The following is a 16,584-nucleotide window of genomic DNA, read 5'->3' as shown; positions in this document are numbered from 1 at the left end:
GTGGTTCCTCCCTTAGTAAGTCAGTAAACGTTTAGTTTTCCTTCATACCAAAGTAGCATGCCCCTGGTTGGCGTTAATGAGGACCATGTCAGCTGGGGCAAGCTGGTACTGGTGACCGTCAACGTTGACAATTATCTGTCCCTGAATCACCAGTAATAGCTCGATTGCGGGATGCCAGTTGTAGTGGTAGTTACCAATGGCGTAAATAAGTTGGTCAAAATAAGAACTGATTGCTTTTGAAAGACCCATGAGCGCTCCTCCTTTGTTATCTTAACTGAAACTTGAAAGCACGAAAACTAGCCGGAGCTGCGTCAGCTTCGGCTTTTCTCAGCCTAAATTAGACTTTTAGATGCCAGTATTCAATGCTTTTTGGATCGTTATTGGCAACTGAGCTATGAATCGATTAATGATGTCATCAATGTGATCAGTTAGGCTGAGCTCAGCTCGACCCAGTTCATGAAATAAGTAGACCAATGCGTCCATAAAACGAATATCTGGCAGTGCTTGATTCATAATGTAAAAGAGTCCACCAATTGTGCGATCATCAGTATTAAGTCGTTCTTGCCAAGCCAATAAGTCATAAGTAATCATGGTGACGGCAATATAACCACATTGACCGTCGTAACTTTGAATTTGTGATCGATTAAGAGCTAAATACTGCTTAGCAGCTTTGAAATAGGTCTCAATTTGCCAGCGGCGTCCGTACAATTGAATGATTTCTTCTGGCCGCATAGCTAAGTTAGTGGTCGCTAAAACTAGGTAGTCCTGACGGTGCCCCTTTTTGGATACAAAAACCACTTTTAGCGGAAACTGATGGCCATGATATTGGGCTTGAATGACACTGCTGTAAAGATAGTGATGCCGACAATTCATTTTAGAAGCTGCTAAACGTTGATAAAGACCCTTAATGCTATAGTGACGACCACGATATCGATAATAGACTTTTGCGCTGCGTTTGAGCATACCCACACCAAAAAGCTGAAGCTGAGCGAGTTGCCAAAACATCTTCGGCGAACTGTACCAAGAATCAAAAAGGACGTATTTAGCTGACACGCCTAGTGTTTGCGCTTGTCTAATCAATTCTAGAGCCACTTGGTTCATTGGGCGTTGAGCTTGAGCCCTTCTTTGACCGGCAATTTGACGTTGGTCAGTAATCTGCGCTAAGCATCCAATCAGATTAGCAGGCTGGTGAGTTGACATTAAAGCAAAATTAATAGGCAAAAAAGTATTACCATCACTCCAACCGAGAGTTAAGCCACGGTAACCATTTACATACTCGTGCTTATCGTGGTCATAGGTCTTGGCTAATAATTCAGTCTTTTGGGACCAACGACGTGCTAACAGAGTATCATCAAGCACTAATGCCAAACGACGTCGACCATCAATAAACGGGGTTAAGATGCGAATTAATTGAATCGCTACTAAACAGACTAATTTCTGCCAGTTAATACGGCCATCATTCAAAACATTCCGTGCCGTTCTTGGGGTAAAATGGCAATCTGGATGAGCACGATTGATCGAAAGACGCTCAAAATGAGCTGTCATTAACCAAGCTACGATCATTTTCAATGAACATAATGAGTGACGCTTAAAATTCACCCTGTGAGTTAGCTTAGCTAGACCAATTAGGCTTAAGAAGTGAGAAATAATGTTTTGAGAATCGTTTTCAGTACTGAAATGGTTTATAATTTGCATAGCGCAAGACTCTTTTCTACTTTGATTTTGACACTTAAAGTATAGCGTAAGAGTTCTTGCGTTTTTTATTTTTTTCGTCCAAAAGCCCTGAACCACAATGATTTCATTGCAATTCAGGGCTTTCAAGTTTCAGTTATCTTAACTACTATTATATAGCGAATCGTACCAGTTCGTCTTATCATAAGCTTTTCCTTTTTGACGGTTTTAGCGTAGTATTTAACTTAAAGGGGATGAGAACCATGAATACCCGTGACCTCCAATATTTTGTGGCCCTGGTGAAATACAAGAATTACACCCAGGTAGCAAAGCATTTCAAGGTGTCACAGCCAACAATCACCCAGTCGATTCAGCGGCTGGAGCGTGAATTTAACACGAAACTCATTCGTAAAGATAAGGTCCACCGCGACGAGATGGTCACCCGGAGTGGGATGATGCTGTTTGAAAACGCTAAGGTGATTAATAAGAAAATTTCGCTAATGCACCAGGAAATCAGCCGGGCCAACCAGCGGCAGATTCGCTTCGGCCTCCCGCCCATCATCGGTAAAATGTACATCTCAAAGATTGTCCAGCAGACTCCGGGAAACATCATGCAGCGGTTGAAAATTGTATCAGTCGGGTCCCACGAACTACTGAACCGCCTGCAAGAGGGGAAGATTGACATTGCTGTTTTAGGGTCCAACCACCTGATCAACCAGCCAGGAATCTTTGCCAGCCTGATCACGACCCGGCCTTATAACATCATTGTCAGTGACCAAAACCCCCTTGCTAAGCGCAAGGCGGTCTTCTTTAAGGAGCTGGCTAACGAGTACTTTATCAACTATGACCAGCAGTATATCCACCATGCCGCCTTGCAAGCGTATTGCGCATATGCCGGAATCAATCCCCAGATGGGTGACTACCAGGTTCCTGACATCTCCTGGGTAAAGGAACTTGTCCGCCAGGATCTCGGAATCAGCCTGATGGCTAAGGATGCCTTGCAAAACGAACCCGGGATTGTCTCTATTGCGATTAAGGACCCGCTTCCGGAAAAGTTTACAATCTCGGTTGCCACTCGTGAGGGCTATGTTTTGACCCCCGACGAGACCGCCTTTGTAGAGGAATTGAAAGGGATTAAGTGATTTTCTAAGCAATGTTGACAGGGGACGTATAATGGTAATTGTGAAATTAGATTGACATTATTACGTGATATTTTGCGGAGGAAAATTGTAATGAGTAATGACGACGAATTGCTGTCAGGCAAATTTCAGCCAACGCCTCATCTATCGAATAAGCACCACATGGCTATTCCGTGGCATGATTTCTTTACGAATGATAACTTTACGCCGGCCAGTGAAGCAAACCTGATCGAGCGGGCAGCTATTGTGGGCCGAATTGGCTTGATGATGCTCTCTTACGGGACCGGAGCGTGGCGAGTTCGTGACTCGATGAACATTGTTGCGCGGAAGTTAAAGATGACCTGTTCGGTTGATATTGGTCTGGTTTCCCTTGAGTATACCTGTATGGATGCCCACCACAGTTACACCCAGGCCCTTTCACTACCGACAACGGGGATCAATACGACGAAGCTCTCCCACATGGAACAGTTTATTCGGGACTTTGATACTCACGGGGATTCGATGACAATCGGCGACATTCACGCCCGCTTGGAAAACATTGCCCACTCCAAGGGCAACTACGCTCCATGGCAAGTCGGTTTAGCAGCGGCGCTTGCCTGCAGTGCCTTCGTTTTCCTCCTCGGTGGGGGCCCGGTTGAAATGCTTTGCAGCTTCATTGGCGCGGGACTAGGTAACTATGTCCGGCGGAAGATGAGTGATCGTCACATTACAATGTTTGCTGGGATTGGAGTCGCCGTGGCGGTTGCCTGCTTGTCCTACCTGCTTTCACTGACCATCCTGCAGATGGGCTTTGACGTCAGCTCCCGCCACGAAGCGGGTTACATCGGGGCAATGCTCTTTGTCATCCCCGGGTTCCCGTTCATCACCAGTGGTCTGGACCTCTCTAAGTTGGACATGCGGTCGGGCCTTGAACGCTTGGCCTATGCGGCCCTGATCGTGGTTGTGGCCACCGTGGTTGGCTGGGTAGTTGCCATGGCGGTAAACTTGCGGCCCGAAAACTTCCCAACAATTGCCCTGTCACCGCTGGCCTACTTGCTCCTGCGCCTGCCGGCCAGTTTTTGCGGGGTCTTTGGCTTCTCAATCATGTTTAATAGTACCCCGAAGATGGCAGCTTTGGCTGGATTGATTGGTGCGGTGGCCAACACCACCCGTTTGGAACTGGTTGACTTAACCGTTATTCCCGCCGGGGCGGCCACCTTCATCGGTGCCGTGATTGCCGGATTGCTTGCCTGGGTGGTTAAAAAGAAGGTCCGCTACCCACAAATTTCAATCACTGTCCCATCGATCGTCATCATGGTTCCGGGGCTGTACATGTACCGGGCAATGTACAACATTGGCTTAACTTCTATCAGTGTGGGGGCTTTGTGGTTCAGTAAGGCCCTGATGATTATCATCTTCTTGCCACTCGGTCTGATTACGGCCCGGATCCTTACCGACGTTAAGTGGCGTCATAACGGTTAGGGGTGGTTTAATGATAATTAAGTACCCCCAAGAACTATTAGATGAGGCGGACAAGCGGACAGCCGGTCGGAAACTTACTGGCTTTACGCCAGGGCAGGGGCCAATGCACCCGGACCTGATGCTCGTCGGTGAAGCCCCGGGTCGCCATGAAGAGCAGGTTAACATTCCATTTTCTGGTACCTCGGGACAGGAGCTAATGCGTTTCTTAGCGTCAATTGGCTACTCACGCGCGAATACCTATATCACCAGTGTTGTCCGTCGGCGGCCATATTCAATCAAACGGGTCCGGGATAAGAAGACCGGCAAGGTAGTTGAGAAAATGCCCAACCGGACCCCGACCAAGGCGGAGGTACTGGCCTTTGCCCCACTGTTTGATTGGGAACTGGCAACGGTTCAGCCGCAAATCATCGTCCCGCTCGGTAATACTGCCTTGAAACGTTTACTGGGTCCGCACGCAAACATTGGTGACCTCCATGGGCAAGAAATTGTCCAACCCATTCAGCAGGCCACCCCGGACCACACGGGCTACCAGTGGACGAAGAAAAAGTACCTGCTTGTTCCCATGTACCATCCAGCCGCGGTCCTGTACGCCCGGCGGCTGATGTCCACGGTAGAGGAAGACTGGCAAAAGCTAGGAAAGATTATTAAAAGCAACTGATTATTTTTGGTGGTCAGTTACTTTTTGTATTGGTTGTCAATGGGTGATGGACAGTGTTATAATGCTTCTATCTTAGGTATTTGCAGGCGAAACCTACACCAAACTTTGCCGTCGATGGAAAGGAAAACAGATGCGCGTTAATGTTTTGCAACACACGCCTAACGAAGGGCCGGGATCAATCCAGGACTGGGCACACTTTAACCACCATGATTTCTATGTTTACCACCCTTACCAGTTTGGTAACCTCCCGACGGCTGATGAAACGGACCTGATGATTATTCTCGGCGGACCCATGAGTCCTAACGATGATCTCCCTTGGATCAAGCAGGAGCGGGTTTTGATCCAGAAGTTGCTGGACCAGTATAAGCCAATCTTTGGGGCCTGTTACGGGGCCCAACAGATTGTTAAGACATTAGGCTATCCAATCACTAAGGCTCCCCATAAAGAAGTCGGTTGGGCACCCATCTACCGGCAAAGTGACGCTATTCCTGGTATCCCAGAAAAGTTGGTTGCCCTGCACTGGCATGAGGAAATGTTCACGGTCCCAGACCAGGCCCGGCTTATCTTCAGTAGTGACCTGGTAAAGAACCAGGGTTTTTTACTGGGTGACAACGTTATTGGCTTGCAATTCCATTTTGAGCCCCTGATTGACAACGTTCGTGAAATGGCCGTCAATGATAATGGCTACCCCTTAGACCATAACGACCTCCACCAGACGCCGGCGGAGATTATTGCCCATGGGGTTCCGGACGAAAACAAGCAGGTAATGTTCAAACTGCTTGACTTCATCACTAAGTAAGCTGGAATATTATACTTTTGTTGTTAGCTTGTTTATAATAAAAATTAGTATGAAAAGGCTGGAAAACTGCTTTCCAGCCTTTGTTTTGGTTAAAAAAGGAGGTAATCGTTTGGAAGCAAATCAGCGACGAACACTCGTTACGGGGGCGCTTCTCCTCTCTAATGTCATGGCGGGGATGGATGCAACAATCGTCAACACTGCCCTGCCGGCCATCACTAGTGACTTGCACGGCCTACAATACATGGGCTGGATTGTAGCTACTTTCCTATTGGGAATGGCCGTAGCGCCCCCCCTGTGGAGCAAGATGGGGGAGCACAAAGGAAACAAGCGGGCGTACATCACTGCCACGCTGCTCTTCCTCGTGGGGGCCGTCTTTCAGGGAATCGCGCCCAACATTCTATGGTTCATCATTGCCCGGACGGTCATGGGAATCGGTGCCGGGGGAATGAACACCATCCCCTTCATCGTTTATGCAGAAATTTACCAAAACCTGCGTAAGCGGGCAGAAGTTCTGGGTATTTCCAGTGCCTGTTTCGGGACAGCTTCAATTATCGGACCCCTACTTGGTGGGTGGATCGTTGATGCCCTCAGTTGGCACTGGGTCTTTTATGTTAATGTCCCAATTGCCCTGGTTGCTATTACCCTGGTAGGGACCTTTTATAAGAGCCCTAAAAAGCAGGCGGCCGGTAAACCGGTCGACTACCTAGGCGCTTCCCTCTTGGTGGTTAGCCTGGTGACCATTTTGGTTGCGGTGCAGTTGATTGGGAGCGCAGCTGGTTGGTTGATTGGCACCCTCTTTGTAGTTGGCCTGGCCCTGCTCTTCTGGATGGTCCGCGTTGACAGCCGGGCAGTGGACCCAATTATTCCGAGTCGCTTGTTTAAGAACCGGGAACTGGTGATTGACTTCCTCCTCTTCATCATCATTTGGGGATCCTTCATTGCTTTTGTTACCTACATTCCAATGTGGGCCCAAGGGATTCTTGGCCTAAGTGCTCTTCTTGGGGGGATGACCCAGATCCCGGGCGCAGTAACTAACTTTATTGGTTCCGAATTGGTGCCGTTTCTCCAGGATCGGTGGGGGAAGTACTGGCTGGTAACCTGTGGGGCTGCCGCTATCTTCATTGCCTTTGTCGGTATCCTCGTTTGCGGTCAAGGCGCCCCGTTCTGGATGCTTCTTTTGATGGGTGCTTTTGAAGGCTTCGGGGTTGGCCTTGTTTTCAACATCCTGCAGATTAGCGTGCAAACGGATGCTGAGTTGCGGGATGTGCCGATTGCCACTTCCCTGGGTTACCTATTGCGGATCCTCAGCCAGACCATTATGGCGGCGGTTTACGGGGTAATCTTGAACCAGGAACTGTTTAGAGGTGTTAGGATGGCCCATGGTGACATTACGATGCAGATGCTAAACAAATTATCAAATGCTGAGACCGCGAGTCGTTTGCCGCGCGAGTTGATTCCCGAAATGCGGCGGATTCTCTACCTGGGTTACAGAAACATTGTCATTGCGGCGATTGTTTTAATTGTCATTTTACTAATTATTGTGGTGCCACTGTCGTTGCGACACCGTTCTTAAGCAGTAAAAAAAGGGTATGATGCTCACAACTAGGGTGAGGCACCATATCCTTTTTATTTGCTAGGGTGGTTTTCGTGCCAATGCTTAATTTGTTCAAGCCGGGCTTTAAAACGAGGTTCGCGCCCCTGGTCGGTTGGCAGGTAGAAGTGTTCATCAGCAATCTCTGGTGGAATTGTCTTCATGGTTGTTAATTTATCTTTACTATCGTGGGCATACTGGTAGCCTTTGCCGTAGCCGAGCTTGTCCATCAACTTAGTAGGAGCGTTACGAATCTGCATTGGGACCGGTAAGTTACCGGTCTTTTTAATTACCTTCTTCGCCCGCTGACGAGCGGTGTAGACGGCGTTTGATTTCGGCGCGCAGGCCAGGTAAATAACACATTCTGTGAGGTGGACGTCACATTCGGGCATCCCCAAAAATTGACAGGCGGAGAAGGTGTTGATAGCCACGTTTAGGGCGTTGGTATCTGCCAGGCCAATATCCTCGCTGGCGAAGCGGACGAGCCGACGGGCAATGTATAGGGGATCTTCACCACCGTCCAGCATCCGTGAGCACCAATAAACTGCCGCATCAACGTCACTATTGCGCATTGACTTGTGGAGGGCCGAAATGATGTTGTAGTGCTCTTCATCGTGTTTATCATACCGGAGCGATCGGGTGTTAATCAGTTGACTGAGGTCGTCCTCTGTGATGGTAACCTTCTGACCGTTTCGTTGACCATTTAATACTGCCATTTCGAGGGTGTTTAACGCCACCCGGGCGTCGCCATTGGCAAACTGAGCAATCAAGTGGATGGCGTCCGGTTGGCAGTCAACTTGCAGGCCTGGAAAGCCGGCAGGATGGTGGATGGCCCGCTTAAGAACCTCTTCAATGTCCGCTGTTGTTAGCGACTTCAGGACGAAGACCCGGCAGCGACTAAGGAGGGCGGAGTTGATCTCAAATGATGGATTTTCAGTGGTGGCCCCGATCAGGATAATGCTTCCCCGCTCAACGAAGGGAAGAAAAGCATCCTGCTGGGCCTTATTAAAACGGTGGATTTCATCAATGAAGCAAATCGTCCGTTCCCCGTATTCGCGGTTTTGCTCGGCTTCCTGCATAATCTTGCGGATGTCTTTAATGCTGCTTGTTACCGCGGAGAAGGTAATAAAGTGGGCCTTCGTCCGGTGGGCAATGATCCGGGCAAGGGTGGTTTTGCCCACGCCGGGTGGTCCCCAAAAGATCAAAGATGAGAGCTGGTCGTTATCAATTAATTCACGCAAGACCTTGCCGGGACCAATCAGGTGCTGCTGGCCAACGAACTCATCGAGACTGGTCGGCCGAACACGGTTCGCCAGCGGGGTCGCTTGAGGGTTTCCCTGGGCAAAGAGTGATTCTTGATACATGTGAACACTTCCTTCTCTATTATTCTAAATTAAATCTTAACAAAATTGAATCGATAAGCGTGTTACGATAAAGGTGGAATTTACAAATAAAGGAGAACTGGGCATGGATCGATTAAAACTATTTCGTACTGGGATTGCGACCCGGGTAGCGGACAACTTTGAATCCAGCATTAAAGAGTTGCACCGTTGCGGGCAGAGCCGTTCCAATAAGTCCACCTTTGTGGAGATGGGCATTCAGCTCAGCGGCTTTAAACACTCATTATCGGATCCCCAGGCCTTTGATAAGCTGCTTACGACGGCCGCCAAGGAAAACGAAGAGCCTTACGTGATGCCGGACGTCGCAATGGGGGTTAGGGTACAGCAGTTTGTGCAGACGGGAATGCCGATTTACGTCCTGAATGAACAGGGAAGTAATCAGCGGGTCATTGTTTACCTGTGCGGGGGTGCCTACATCCAACAGCCAGACAAGACCCACTGGGAATATCTGAACCGTCTTGCCCAACGAACGGGCGCCAAGGTGGTTGTTCCCCTCTATTCCTTGGCCCCTAACAACACCGTCCGTTGTGCCTACCAGCAGATTGGCCAACTCTATGCCCGCTTGTACGGAAGTGCCCCGGCCAGTGATATCACCTTAATGGGAGATTCCGCTGGTGCGGGGCTGGCCCTGGGCTTTAGCGAATACTTGGGCCAACGTGGGCTTCCTCAGCCAGGGCACCTGATCCTATTTTCACCATGGCTTGACCTTGATTTAAAAAATCCATTGATTAAGAAATATGAGGACAAGGACGTAACCCTTGCCTGCTGGGGCCTAAGAAAGATTGGGAACCTCTGGGCCGGTAACATTGACCACCGTGACTTTCGGGTAAGTCCCCTCTATGGTGACATTGACCAGCTCCGGGACGTAACTGTCTTTGTAGGGACCCGGGAGATTATGTATCCAGATGTCAACACCCTGGTTAAAAAACTACGAAACGCCCGGATCCCTGTTGACTATCACGTTGGTCGGCGTCTGTTTCACATCTATCCTTTGTACCAGGTCCCTGAGGCGGAAGAAGTAATGGCAAAAGTTGTTAAAGTTGTTAATCAATAAATTCATGAGGTGATTTTTGTGAGTAAAGTAGCAGTTGTCTTTGCACCCGGTTGTGAAGAAGTTGAAGGATTAAGTATCGTTGATGTTTTACGCCGGATGGGTGTTGATACCACGATGGTGGGCCTGGAAAATAAGCAAGTTCCGGGAGCGCACGGAATTGAGCTGACCTGCGATACTACCCTTGATGACCACCTGCTGGACTATGATGTCGTTGCCTTCCCTGGCGGCCGTGGTGGTGCCGAAAAGCTTGGCGCTAACCAGCATCTGGCTGACCTGATGCAAAAGCGTAACGCTGCCGGCAAGTGGGACGCGGCAATGTGTGCAGCCCCAACGGCCCTCGCTAAGTACGGTCTTCTTGACGGCTGTGATTATACCTGCTTCCCTGGTTTTGAAAAACAGATTAGCCAAGTTGCTAAAAACGCCCACTTTAAAGAAGACATTACCGTGGTCGATGCGGGTCATAAGATTATTACGAGTCGGGGCCCGGCAACGGCATGGGCTTTTGCCTATCAAATTGCTGAGGTGCTGGGCTTAGACACCAAGCAGATCAAGCACGAGATGCTTTATGACTACTTGATGGCACAGAAATAGATATTTGAGGTTATTAATAACCTTTAAAAGTATGAAAAGGTCGTTAGCGTTCGAAAATTTCCGGACACTAACGGCCTTTTTACTTACTGTGTTGTAACATCTTTGACAGCACCTTAAAGACGACGGGATTACAATCCAATCGCCCTTATTAATATTTAATTATTAGCCCACCACATGAAGAGGTGGCGCCGCTGCTGGTCAACCCGTTGGTTAACAACGCTGACGAGGATCAGCATGTTCGCAACCAGCGAATTCTTCTTTCGGTAAGCGATGTAACGCGAGGACCAGTGTGATGCATATTTATCCTTATAGCGTCGCAGACCCTGGAAACCGTAGAGGTGGTAACCATACTCGTAGATGAAGTGGGCAATCTTTTCTTCCAGAAAACTAAATTGGTATTCACCGACGTTCGACAGGGGAGCCATCCCCAGGTCAAAGTAGGTATAGCCGTTTTCCTGACCATACTGGTACATGCTAATGAAAATTTTGTCCATGATTCCGGAAGGGGCGTCCTTGCTGTGCCGCATCAGGTCGATAGTCAAAATCTCTTTTCCACCGGTCGGCATGAAGGTCGCAAAGGCCACCAGTTTGCCGTCCTTATCCCGCACCGTGCCGACGGGGGCTTGATTGATGTAGTAGGGGTCAAAGAAGCCAAGGGAGAAGCCCTTCTCGACCTGTTCACCGAGCCAACTGTCGGACACGGCCTTCAGTTCCTTCAGCTGGTCGTCGCTAAATGGCGGGGTGATTACCGAGAATTGGTAACCCTCCCGGTCAAACTTGTGCATGAGGGCCCGCTGTGAACGCTGCTTTTTGCCGGCCAGGGTAAAGTCAGCCAGGGTAACGAGGCCGCTTTCACCGGTCTTAATAAAGTCAAAGCCAAATTCGTGGAGGAGCATGGTAAGCTTGCTCGAAACCTCGTAGAAGACGATCTCGTAGTCGTAGCGATCCGCTTCCCGGACAAACTGGCGAATGGCCTCGCGGAGGACCGCTTGGTTACCAACGGGGTCCCCCATCACAACGAGCCGGTCATACTTGCGCCGGTACATGAAGAAGAGCTGGTCTTGCCCATTCTTTTGGTAGTAGTAGAGGTTCTTGTCCCGCAGGAAGGCCAGGTGGCTGGTCTCGTTTCCCCCGAAGGTATTGATTACCTGACGGGCCCGGTCGGCATTAAAGCTTTGGACTGCACTGAAGGGGTCCCGCTTGGCCGTGAAGTACCAGATGACCAAAAGCATTAAGACCAAACCGAGGCCCAGACCAACGAGGCCGGAGAGCCAAACCCGTTCACCAGGGAAGAAGAGAAAGGCGGGTACCCGGTGCTTGCTAGCGTACTGGGGAGCATTGATGACTCCCACAATGACGTAGAGGATGCAGCTACCGGCGAAAATCAGGCTGTCAGTGGCAAACTTACCAAGGGAATACTGGAGCTTCTCCCGGTAGAGGACGTGCTTGGACATCAAAACCAGAAGGAGGACGATTACTAAGTAGATGGTCAAACTAATTGTTCCGAGGTTCCAAATGGTATTAGCAATCCCAATTAAAAGGAGGGCCAAAGTTGGCCAGTATGCCCGCTTAACTTTAGCCTGGAGACCCCGAGCACAGGCCAGCATGGCGATTGCAAAGAGGATGGTGGACATCTGGTGAATAAAGAAAAAAGTGTAGGGGTACAGATGCTGGATAATCTTATTTTCTGCTGTCAGGTCCGGGATTGAAGCGGTCAGTAGCATTAAGACGCCCGAGATGTACATGAAAGCAGTAATCAAGTAGTAGGCGGTTTTGCGGAGCAACATTAGTGGCAGGCCGTCAAAAAATTCGTTGACCTGGTGCGCAAGGTTATGGATGAAGAGTAGACCAGCCAGGATGAGGGGGACAACGTAGTAGAAGATTCGGAAAAGGAGAATCCAGATAACGATTGTTGTCTTTGGAACCCCCAAGAGGGAAAGCTCAAAGACCATCATGACGTCGAATGAGCCTAGCGCACCTGGGATCATTGAAAGAACCCCGATTACCTGGGCAACGGCATAGAGGGGCAAGACGTTGATTAAGTTATTGCGGATTCCCAGACACCAGCCGACAAAGAGAAAGAAGAGGGCGACAAAGAGCCATTCTAGAGTGGAGCTACCGACAATGAACACTTCAAGTTTAGGGGTGACCTCTTTAAAGAGGCGGTTGTTATTCACCAGGGTAAAGTAAAGGACAACCGGGAAGTACAGACCACCACCAACTAGCCAAATTGCGTATTGGTTAAAGTGGCCACCATCGTGGAAGCCAAACATCACAATCAGGGCAATCCAGCAGAGAATTGAGAGGCCTGACAGGAGGAAAACGGCGATCTTAGAGGTTGCTAGGAGGATATCTTTTTTTGTAGCACTCTTCCGGTAAAAGTAGGCCCGCAGTGTTGCACCGAGGATTCCACCAAAACCGGCGATATTTGTCAATGTATTGGTAATCCAGCCGCAGCGGATAATATAGGAACGGGAAAACTTCCCCGGTAGAAAGTGGACGATAGCAAAGTCATAACCAAGCATTGGGGCGACGGCAATGCAGCCCGTGATTAACAGAAAAATAATGCTGGCCCAAGAAAGACTTGCTAGCCCAACCCCAACCTGGTGCCATTCGACTGTTTTGAAAAAGCTACCGAGGGCGTGAATAACAAAAATTAAGACCGAAGTGATGAAAAGCAGTTTAACGTAACGTGAATACTTTTCCCACCAGGTGATAAAGTGGTTGCCCAGTGATTGCATATCAATAATCTCCTTTAGACGTAAAATTCGGATTACCGCTTTCGGCGGTTAACTAACACAGTTCTCTTGCAAATGAATAGACTAACATAACTATTATAAGCTATTGGGAAATTAATTATGGGAAAAATCAGAATTATAGTTGACGGGGGCGTAAAAGTTTCGTATACTCTTAATTGTTGTCAAATGGTCCGTTGGTCTAGTTGGTTTAGGACGCATCCCTGTCACGGATGAGATCACGAGTTCGAGTCTCGTACGGACCGCTTATATTGATTAAAGTTGAGTCGTTGCACTCAACTTTTTTTGTGCACAAAAAGGAGAAAAGTAATGCAAGCAAGTTGGGTTTACAATGGCACGGAACCAGTAAAGATCAAGAAGTTCTTACAGTCACTAGGGATGGGGCACCGCCTATTTAACGACATTAAGAAGGGGGAGGGTGAATTCCTTGTGGACCACCGCATTGTCCGGCCAACGACGAAAATTCTTCCTCACCAACCATTGACCATTAAGGTGACTCCCGAGATGGCCAATCCCCAAGTCAAGGTCAGCCATGCGCCGGTCAAGGTTGTTTATGAGGACGACAATTGGCTAGTGGTTGACAAGCCAGCCGGAGTAACGTCAATTCCGGGACCAACCATTGATAACGACACGGTTCTAAACCGGGTAACGGGGTACTTGATTGCCCAGCAGTCGCCAGACCAGCGTCCCCACCTGATTACCCGCTTAGACCGTGATACGGGCGGGTTGCTGCTGGTTGCGAAGCACCACGTGGCCTCTAGCATGATCAGCCAGCAAGTTCAACAGCACCGAATGCTTAAGGAATACACAGCAATCGTCACTGGCTCCTTTAACAAGGACCACGGAACCATTGATAAACCGATTGCCCGGCGGGAAGGGCAGGTCCGACGGGTAATCGCGGCGGATGGTCAAGCGGCGGTCACCGAGTACTGGGTCGAAAAGAGTGCGGCTGGGCTTTCACGGGTCCGGGCCCGTCTGCACACCGGACGAACGCACCAGATCCGGGTACACTTTGCGGCGATCGGCCATCCCCTGGTTGGTGACTCCTTATATGGTGGGAACACGAGTAAGTACCAAACGCAGCTTCTCCACGCTAGCAAGTTGGCGTTTACCGACCCATTTAGCCAAAAGCAATTGACATTTACTTCACCATTGCCGAATGAATTTGAGATATAAAACAAAGCGACTCCTCGTGGGCGGCGTGTCTCAGCGCCGGACACGAGGAGTCGTTTTATTTTACTATTTGAGCATTGCCTTAACTGCTTGTGACTGGAACTCTTGTTCAGCCTGCAGAGTAACGCGTTGAATTTGACTTGCGGACATCTTAGGATTCTTGGCGAGTGCCTGTTGAACCTTTGTCCCAACGGCTGACCGGCCCTGCTCAACAATACTGGCCTGGGCCTTCTTGGCTGCTGGTGAAGCGGCCTGCTTCTTTAAGCGGTTAGCCTGCTTAGTGGTAATTTTGACATAGGTCTTAGGGTACTCCAGGACGTTGGTCCGCTTGACGAGGGTCCCGTTCATCCCCGTTCCCATGTACATGATTCGGAAGAAACCGTTATTGTAGCGCCACCGCGTTTCCGTCGTAACCAGGCGGGGTGTTAACCGCTTCGTCCACCTGATTTTGCTGTGGGTATACTCGTTGGCCTGGGTATGGTCTGGCGTCTTTTGTCGTTTCTTACTGTTGTAAATGTAGACGTCGTCTTTGCCACTTGTGCCGACTGGCTGGTAGAGAGCCAGAGGAAGTGCCGAATTGGATGCAGAATAAATGGTCTTCTTGGTAGTGGTCGTTTCCTGGTGCATCCCAAAATGGTGGCTGTAGTTAAGGGTCATCATGGCGGTTGAACCCACAAAGATAATGCCCATTAGGACTGTAAGGGGGATGCGGACTTGCCGCCGGTTAATGAACATGATGCAGGCAAACAACGCGACCGCTGATGCGAACATAATAATGATGATCAAGTTATTTCTCCTCCCTTTCTTTCATATCTACCGAATCAATCCGGAGGTGGATACCGTTTCCGCTAGTAACGAAGAAGGTTAAAATCAGCCCTAAGATTGAAAAGATGATTGCAAACCAGAATGCAGCGTGGTAGCCCATTAAGGTTGCGTCAAACATCTGTGACTTGTACTGGAGTGGGGAGGCCTTTAATAGGGCGTGCCCGGGCTGGTTATTCTTGGTTACGTTGGTTAATACCGAAATCATAATCGCGGTCCCGACCGAGGTGGCGACCTGACGGAGGGTGTTGTTAACCGCGGTCCCGTGTGAAATTAAGTTAAACGGCAGTGAATTCATGCCAGCCGTAGTGACAGGCATCATCACCATGGAGATTCCGAACATCCGGACAGCGTACAGGAAGATGATGTAGATCGTCGGGGTGCCCCGGGTAATGAAAGCAAACGGAAGGGTGCCAACGGTCAGGATAAACATCCCGGTGACGGCCAGCCGCTTGGCTCCGTGCCGGTCAAAGAGGTTCCCAGTAATTGGGCTCATGATTCCCATAAACAGGGCCCCAAACAAGAGGGTCAGTCCGGAGTGAAGGGCTGACATGCCGTGGATGATTTGCAGGTAAAGGGGGATTACCAGTTCCACCCCCACCATTGCCATCATTACAATTGAGCTCAGGATGGTTGCTAGGGTAAATTCGCCGCTTTTGAACACCTTGAATTCCAGGAAGGGTTCATCCAGCTTATTCTGGCGGAGAACCAGGAAGACAACCAGGATGGCCCCAATCACGATAGTTGACAGGACAACTGGGTTAGTCCATCCCTTGTCACCAACACTTGAGAAGCCGTAGAGCATACTTCCAAAGCCCAGGGTCGAAATAATAACGGACAGCCAATCCAACTTAGGCCGCCGGTTAGGGATAACGTTTTTAACCAGGACAAAACTAGCAATGATTACGAGGGCGGCGATGGGCACAATCATCCCGAAGAGCCACCGCCAACTGTAGTTATCAATTACCCATCCGGAAAGGGTCGGGCCAATTGCGGGGGCTAGGCCAATCACCAGGCCGTTGATTCCCATGGCGGCACCCCGCTTTTCTGGTGGGTAAATCGTCAGCATAATATTTTGCATCAGGGGCATGTTGATGCCGACCCCCACGGCCTGAATTAGCCGGCCGGTTAAGAGGGCCGCAAATGAAGGGGCTAACCATGAGAGAATTGTTCCAATCTCGAAGACGGTCATGGCAATAATAAAAAGTCCCTTGGTATTGAACCGGCTACTAAGGTAGGCACTAATTGGGATCATGATCCCGTTGACCATTAAGAAACCAGTTGTCAACCACTGCACGGTAGAAGTATTGATATCAAGGGCCTTCATTAATGCCGGAAAGGCCGTTGATAAAATCGTCTGGTTAAGGATGGTACAAAAGGCCCCAATTAATAAGACCAAGACCATCAATGAACGATTATATGGTTGACCATTGATATCAGTGGTTGTTTGAACCTTATCATTCACTATC

Annotated in this window: 14 protein-coding genes and 1 tRNA gene; 9 read left to right on the top strand and 6 right to left on the bottom strand. The window is 49.3% G+C overall.

Annotation, left to right across the window (positions count from 1 at the left end):
* Nucleotides 1-42: 42 nt before the first annotated feature.
* Nucleotides 43-249: a cupin domain-containing protein gene (locus tag KZE55_RS08080; RefSeq protein ID WP_222258066.1), complete on the bottom strand. Its 207-nt coding sequence runs from the start codon at nt 247-249 to the stop codon at nt 43-45.
* 96 nt (nt 250-345) lie between these two features.
* On the bottom strand, nt 346-1,695 hold the full coding sequence (locus KZE55_RS08075) for an IS4 family transposase (protein WP_222257956.1): 1,350 nt from the start codon (nt 1,693-1,695) through the stop codon (nt 346-348).
* A 239-nt stretch (nt 1,696-1,934) separates the two neighbouring features.
* On the opposite strand from KZE55_RS08075, the gene KZE55_RS08070 reads away from it, so the two are divergent.
* From KZE55_RS08070 to KZE55_RS08050, 5 genes are all read left to right on the top strand, one after another.
* A complete protein-coding gene (locus tag KZE55_RS08070; protein WP_222258065.1) occupies nt 1,935-2,813 on the top strand; it encodes a LysR family transcriptional regulator in 879 nt (292 codons plus the stop codon).
* 90 nt (nt 2,814-2,903) lie between these two features.
* On the top strand, nt 2,904-4,271 hold the full coding sequence (locus KZE55_RS08065) for a threonine/serine exporter family protein (RefSeq protein ID WP_222258064.1): 1,368 nt from the start codon (nt 2,904-2,906) through the stop codon (nt 4,269-4,271).
* A 10-nt stretch (nt 4,272-4,281) separates the two neighbouring features.
* The gene (locus KZE55_RS08060; protein ID WP_222258063.1) at nt 4,282-4,929 is read left to right on the top strand and encodes a uracil-DNA glycosylase; all 648 of its coding nucleotides are present in this window, start codon (nt 4,282-4,284) and stop codon (nt 4,927-4,929) included.
* 130 nt (nt 4,930-5,059) lie between these two features.
* Nucleotides 5,060-5,728: a type 1 glutamine amidotransferase gene (locus tag KZE55_RS08055; RefSeq protein ID WP_222258062.1), complete on the top strand. Its 669-nt coding sequence runs from the start codon at nt 5,060-5,062 to the stop codon at nt 5,726-5,728.
* A gap of 109 nt (nt 5,729-5,837) precedes the next feature.
* Nucleotides 5,838-7,301: an MFS transporter gene (locus tag KZE55_RS08050; protein WP_222258061.1), complete on the top strand. Its 1,464-nt coding sequence runs from the start codon at nt 5,838-5,840 to the stop codon at nt 7,299-7,301.
* Between the two features lie 53 nt (nt 7,302-7,354).
* Here the strand turns inward: KZE55_RS08050 and KZE55_RS08045 are convergent, their stop codons facing one another.
* Nucleotides 7,355-8,683 carry a replication-associated recombination protein A gene (locus KZE55_RS08045; RefSeq protein WP_222258060.1) on the bottom strand — a complete coding sequence of 443 codons (1,329 nt, stop codon included), beginning with the start codon at nt 8,681-8,683 and terminating at the stop codon, nt 7,355-7,357.
* A 103-nt stretch (nt 8,684-8,786) separates the two neighbouring features.
* Here KZE55_RS08045 and KZE55_RS08040 point away from each other — a divergent pair, with 103 nt between their 5' ends.
* Both KZE55_RS08040 and KZE55_RS08035 read left to right on the top strand, forming a co-directional pair.
* Nucleotides 8,787-9,773: an alpha/beta hydrolase gene (locus KZE55_RS08040; protein WP_222258059.1), complete on the top strand. Its 987-nt coding sequence runs from the start codon at nt 8,787-8,789 to the stop codon at nt 9,771-9,773.
* Between the two features lie 18 nt (nt 9,774-9,791).
* A complete protein-coding gene (locus KZE55_RS08035; protein ID WP_222258058.1) occupies nt 9,792-10,364 on the top strand; it encodes a DJ-1 family glyoxalase III in 573 nt (190 codons plus the stop codon).
* 155 nt (nt 10,365-10,519) lie between these two features.
* Here the strand turns inward: KZE55_RS08035 and mprF are convergent, their stop codons facing one another.
* On the bottom strand, nt 10,520-13,105 hold the full coding sequence (gene mprF, locus KZE55_RS08030; protein WP_222258057.1) for a bifunctional lysylphosphatidylglycerol flippase/synthetase MprF: 2,586 nt from the start codon (nt 13,103-13,105) through the stop codon (nt 10,520-10,522).
* Between the two features lie 185 nt (nt 13,106-13,290).
* Here mprF and KZE55_RS08025 point away from each other — a divergent pair.
* Together KZE55_RS08025 and KZE55_RS08020 are read left to right on the top strand one after the other, a co-directional pair.
* Nucleotides 13,291-13,365 (top strand) — tRNA-Asp (locus KZE55_RS08025).
* Between the two features lie 64 nt (nt 13,366-13,429).
* Nucleotides 13,430-14,296 (top strand): RluA family pseudouridine synthase, encoded by an 867-nt coding sequence (locus KZE55_RS08020; protein ID WP_222258056.1) that lies wholly within the window; start codon nt 13,430-13,432, stop codon nt 14,294-14,296.
* A gap of 63 nt (nt 14,297-14,359) precedes the next feature.
* On the opposite strand, the gene KZE55_RS08015 is transcribed toward KZE55_RS08020, so the two are convergent.
* Both KZE55_RS08015 and KZE55_RS08010 read right to left on the bottom strand, forming a co-directional pair.
* On the bottom strand, nt 14,360-15,079 hold the full coding sequence (locus KZE55_RS08015) for a DUF4811 domain-containing protein (RefSeq protein ID WP_222258055.1): 720 nt from the start codon (nt 15,077-15,079) through the stop codon (nt 14,360-14,362).
* A gap of 1 nt (nt 15,080) precedes the next feature.
* Entirely contained in the window at nt 15,081-16,520 is a 1,440-nt protein-coding gene (locus KZE55_RS08010) for an MDR family MFS transporter (RefSeq protein ID WP_222259983.1), read from the bottom strand.
* Nucleotides 16,521-16,584: the final 64 nt, after the last annotated feature.

Source organism: Limosilactobacillus panis, from assembly GCF_019797825.1.
Classification (GTDB): Bacteria; Bacillota; Bacilli; order Lactobacillales; family Lactobacillaceae; genus Limosilactobacillus; species Limosilactobacillus panis_A.
This window is presented reverse-complemented; position numbering and strand designations above follow the sequence as displayed.

What these genes read in the sequence shown, in the direction of transcription:
- KZE55_RS08055 (WP_222258062.1), top strand. Translation starts at nt 5,060, where the DNA reads ATGCGCGTTAATGTTTTGCAACACACGCCTAACGAAGGGCCGGGATCA.
- KZE55_RS08045 (WP_222258060.1), bottom strand. Translation starts at nt 8,683, where the DNA reads ATGTATCAAGAATCACTCTTTGCCCAGGGAAACCCTCAAGCGACCCCG.
- KZE55_RS08080 (WP_222258066.1), bottom strand. Translation starts at nt 249, where the DNA reads ATGGGTCTTTCAAAAGCAATCAGTTCTTATTTTGACCAACTTATTTAC.
- mprF (WP_222258057.1), bottom strand. Translation starts at nt 13,105, where the DNA reads ATGCAATCACTGGGCAACCACTTTATCACCTGGTGGGAAAAGTATTCA.
- KZE55_RS08075 (WP_222257956.1), bottom strand. Translation starts at nt 1,695, where the DNA reads ATGCAAATTATAAACCATTTCAGTACTGAAAACGATTCTCAAAACATT.
- KZE55_RS08010 (WP_222259983.1), bottom strand. Translation starts at nt 16,520, where the DNA reads ATGGTCTTGGTCTTATTAATTGGGGCCTTTTGTACCATCCTTAACCAG.
- KZE55_RS08070 (WP_222258065.1), top strand. Translation starts at nt 1,935, where the DNA reads ATGAATACCCGTGACCTCCAATATTTTGTGGCCCTGGTGAAATACAAG.
- KZE55_RS08060 (WP_222258063.1), top strand. Translation starts at nt 4,282, where the DNA reads ATGATAATTAAGTACCCCCAAGAACTATTAGATGAGGCGGACAAGCGG.
- KZE55_RS08065 (WP_222258064.1), top strand. Translation starts at nt 2,904, where the DNA reads ATGAGTAATGACGACGAATTGCTGTCAGGCAAATTTCAGCCAACGCCT.
- KZE55_RS08040 (WP_222258059.1), top strand. Translation starts at nt 8,787, where the DNA reads ATGGATCGATTAAAACTATTTCGTACTGGGATTGCGACCCGGGTAGCG.
- KZE55_RS08020 (WP_222258056.1), top strand. Translation starts at nt 13,430, where the DNA reads ATGCAAGCAAGTTGGGTTTACAATGGCACGGAACCAGTAAAGATCAAG.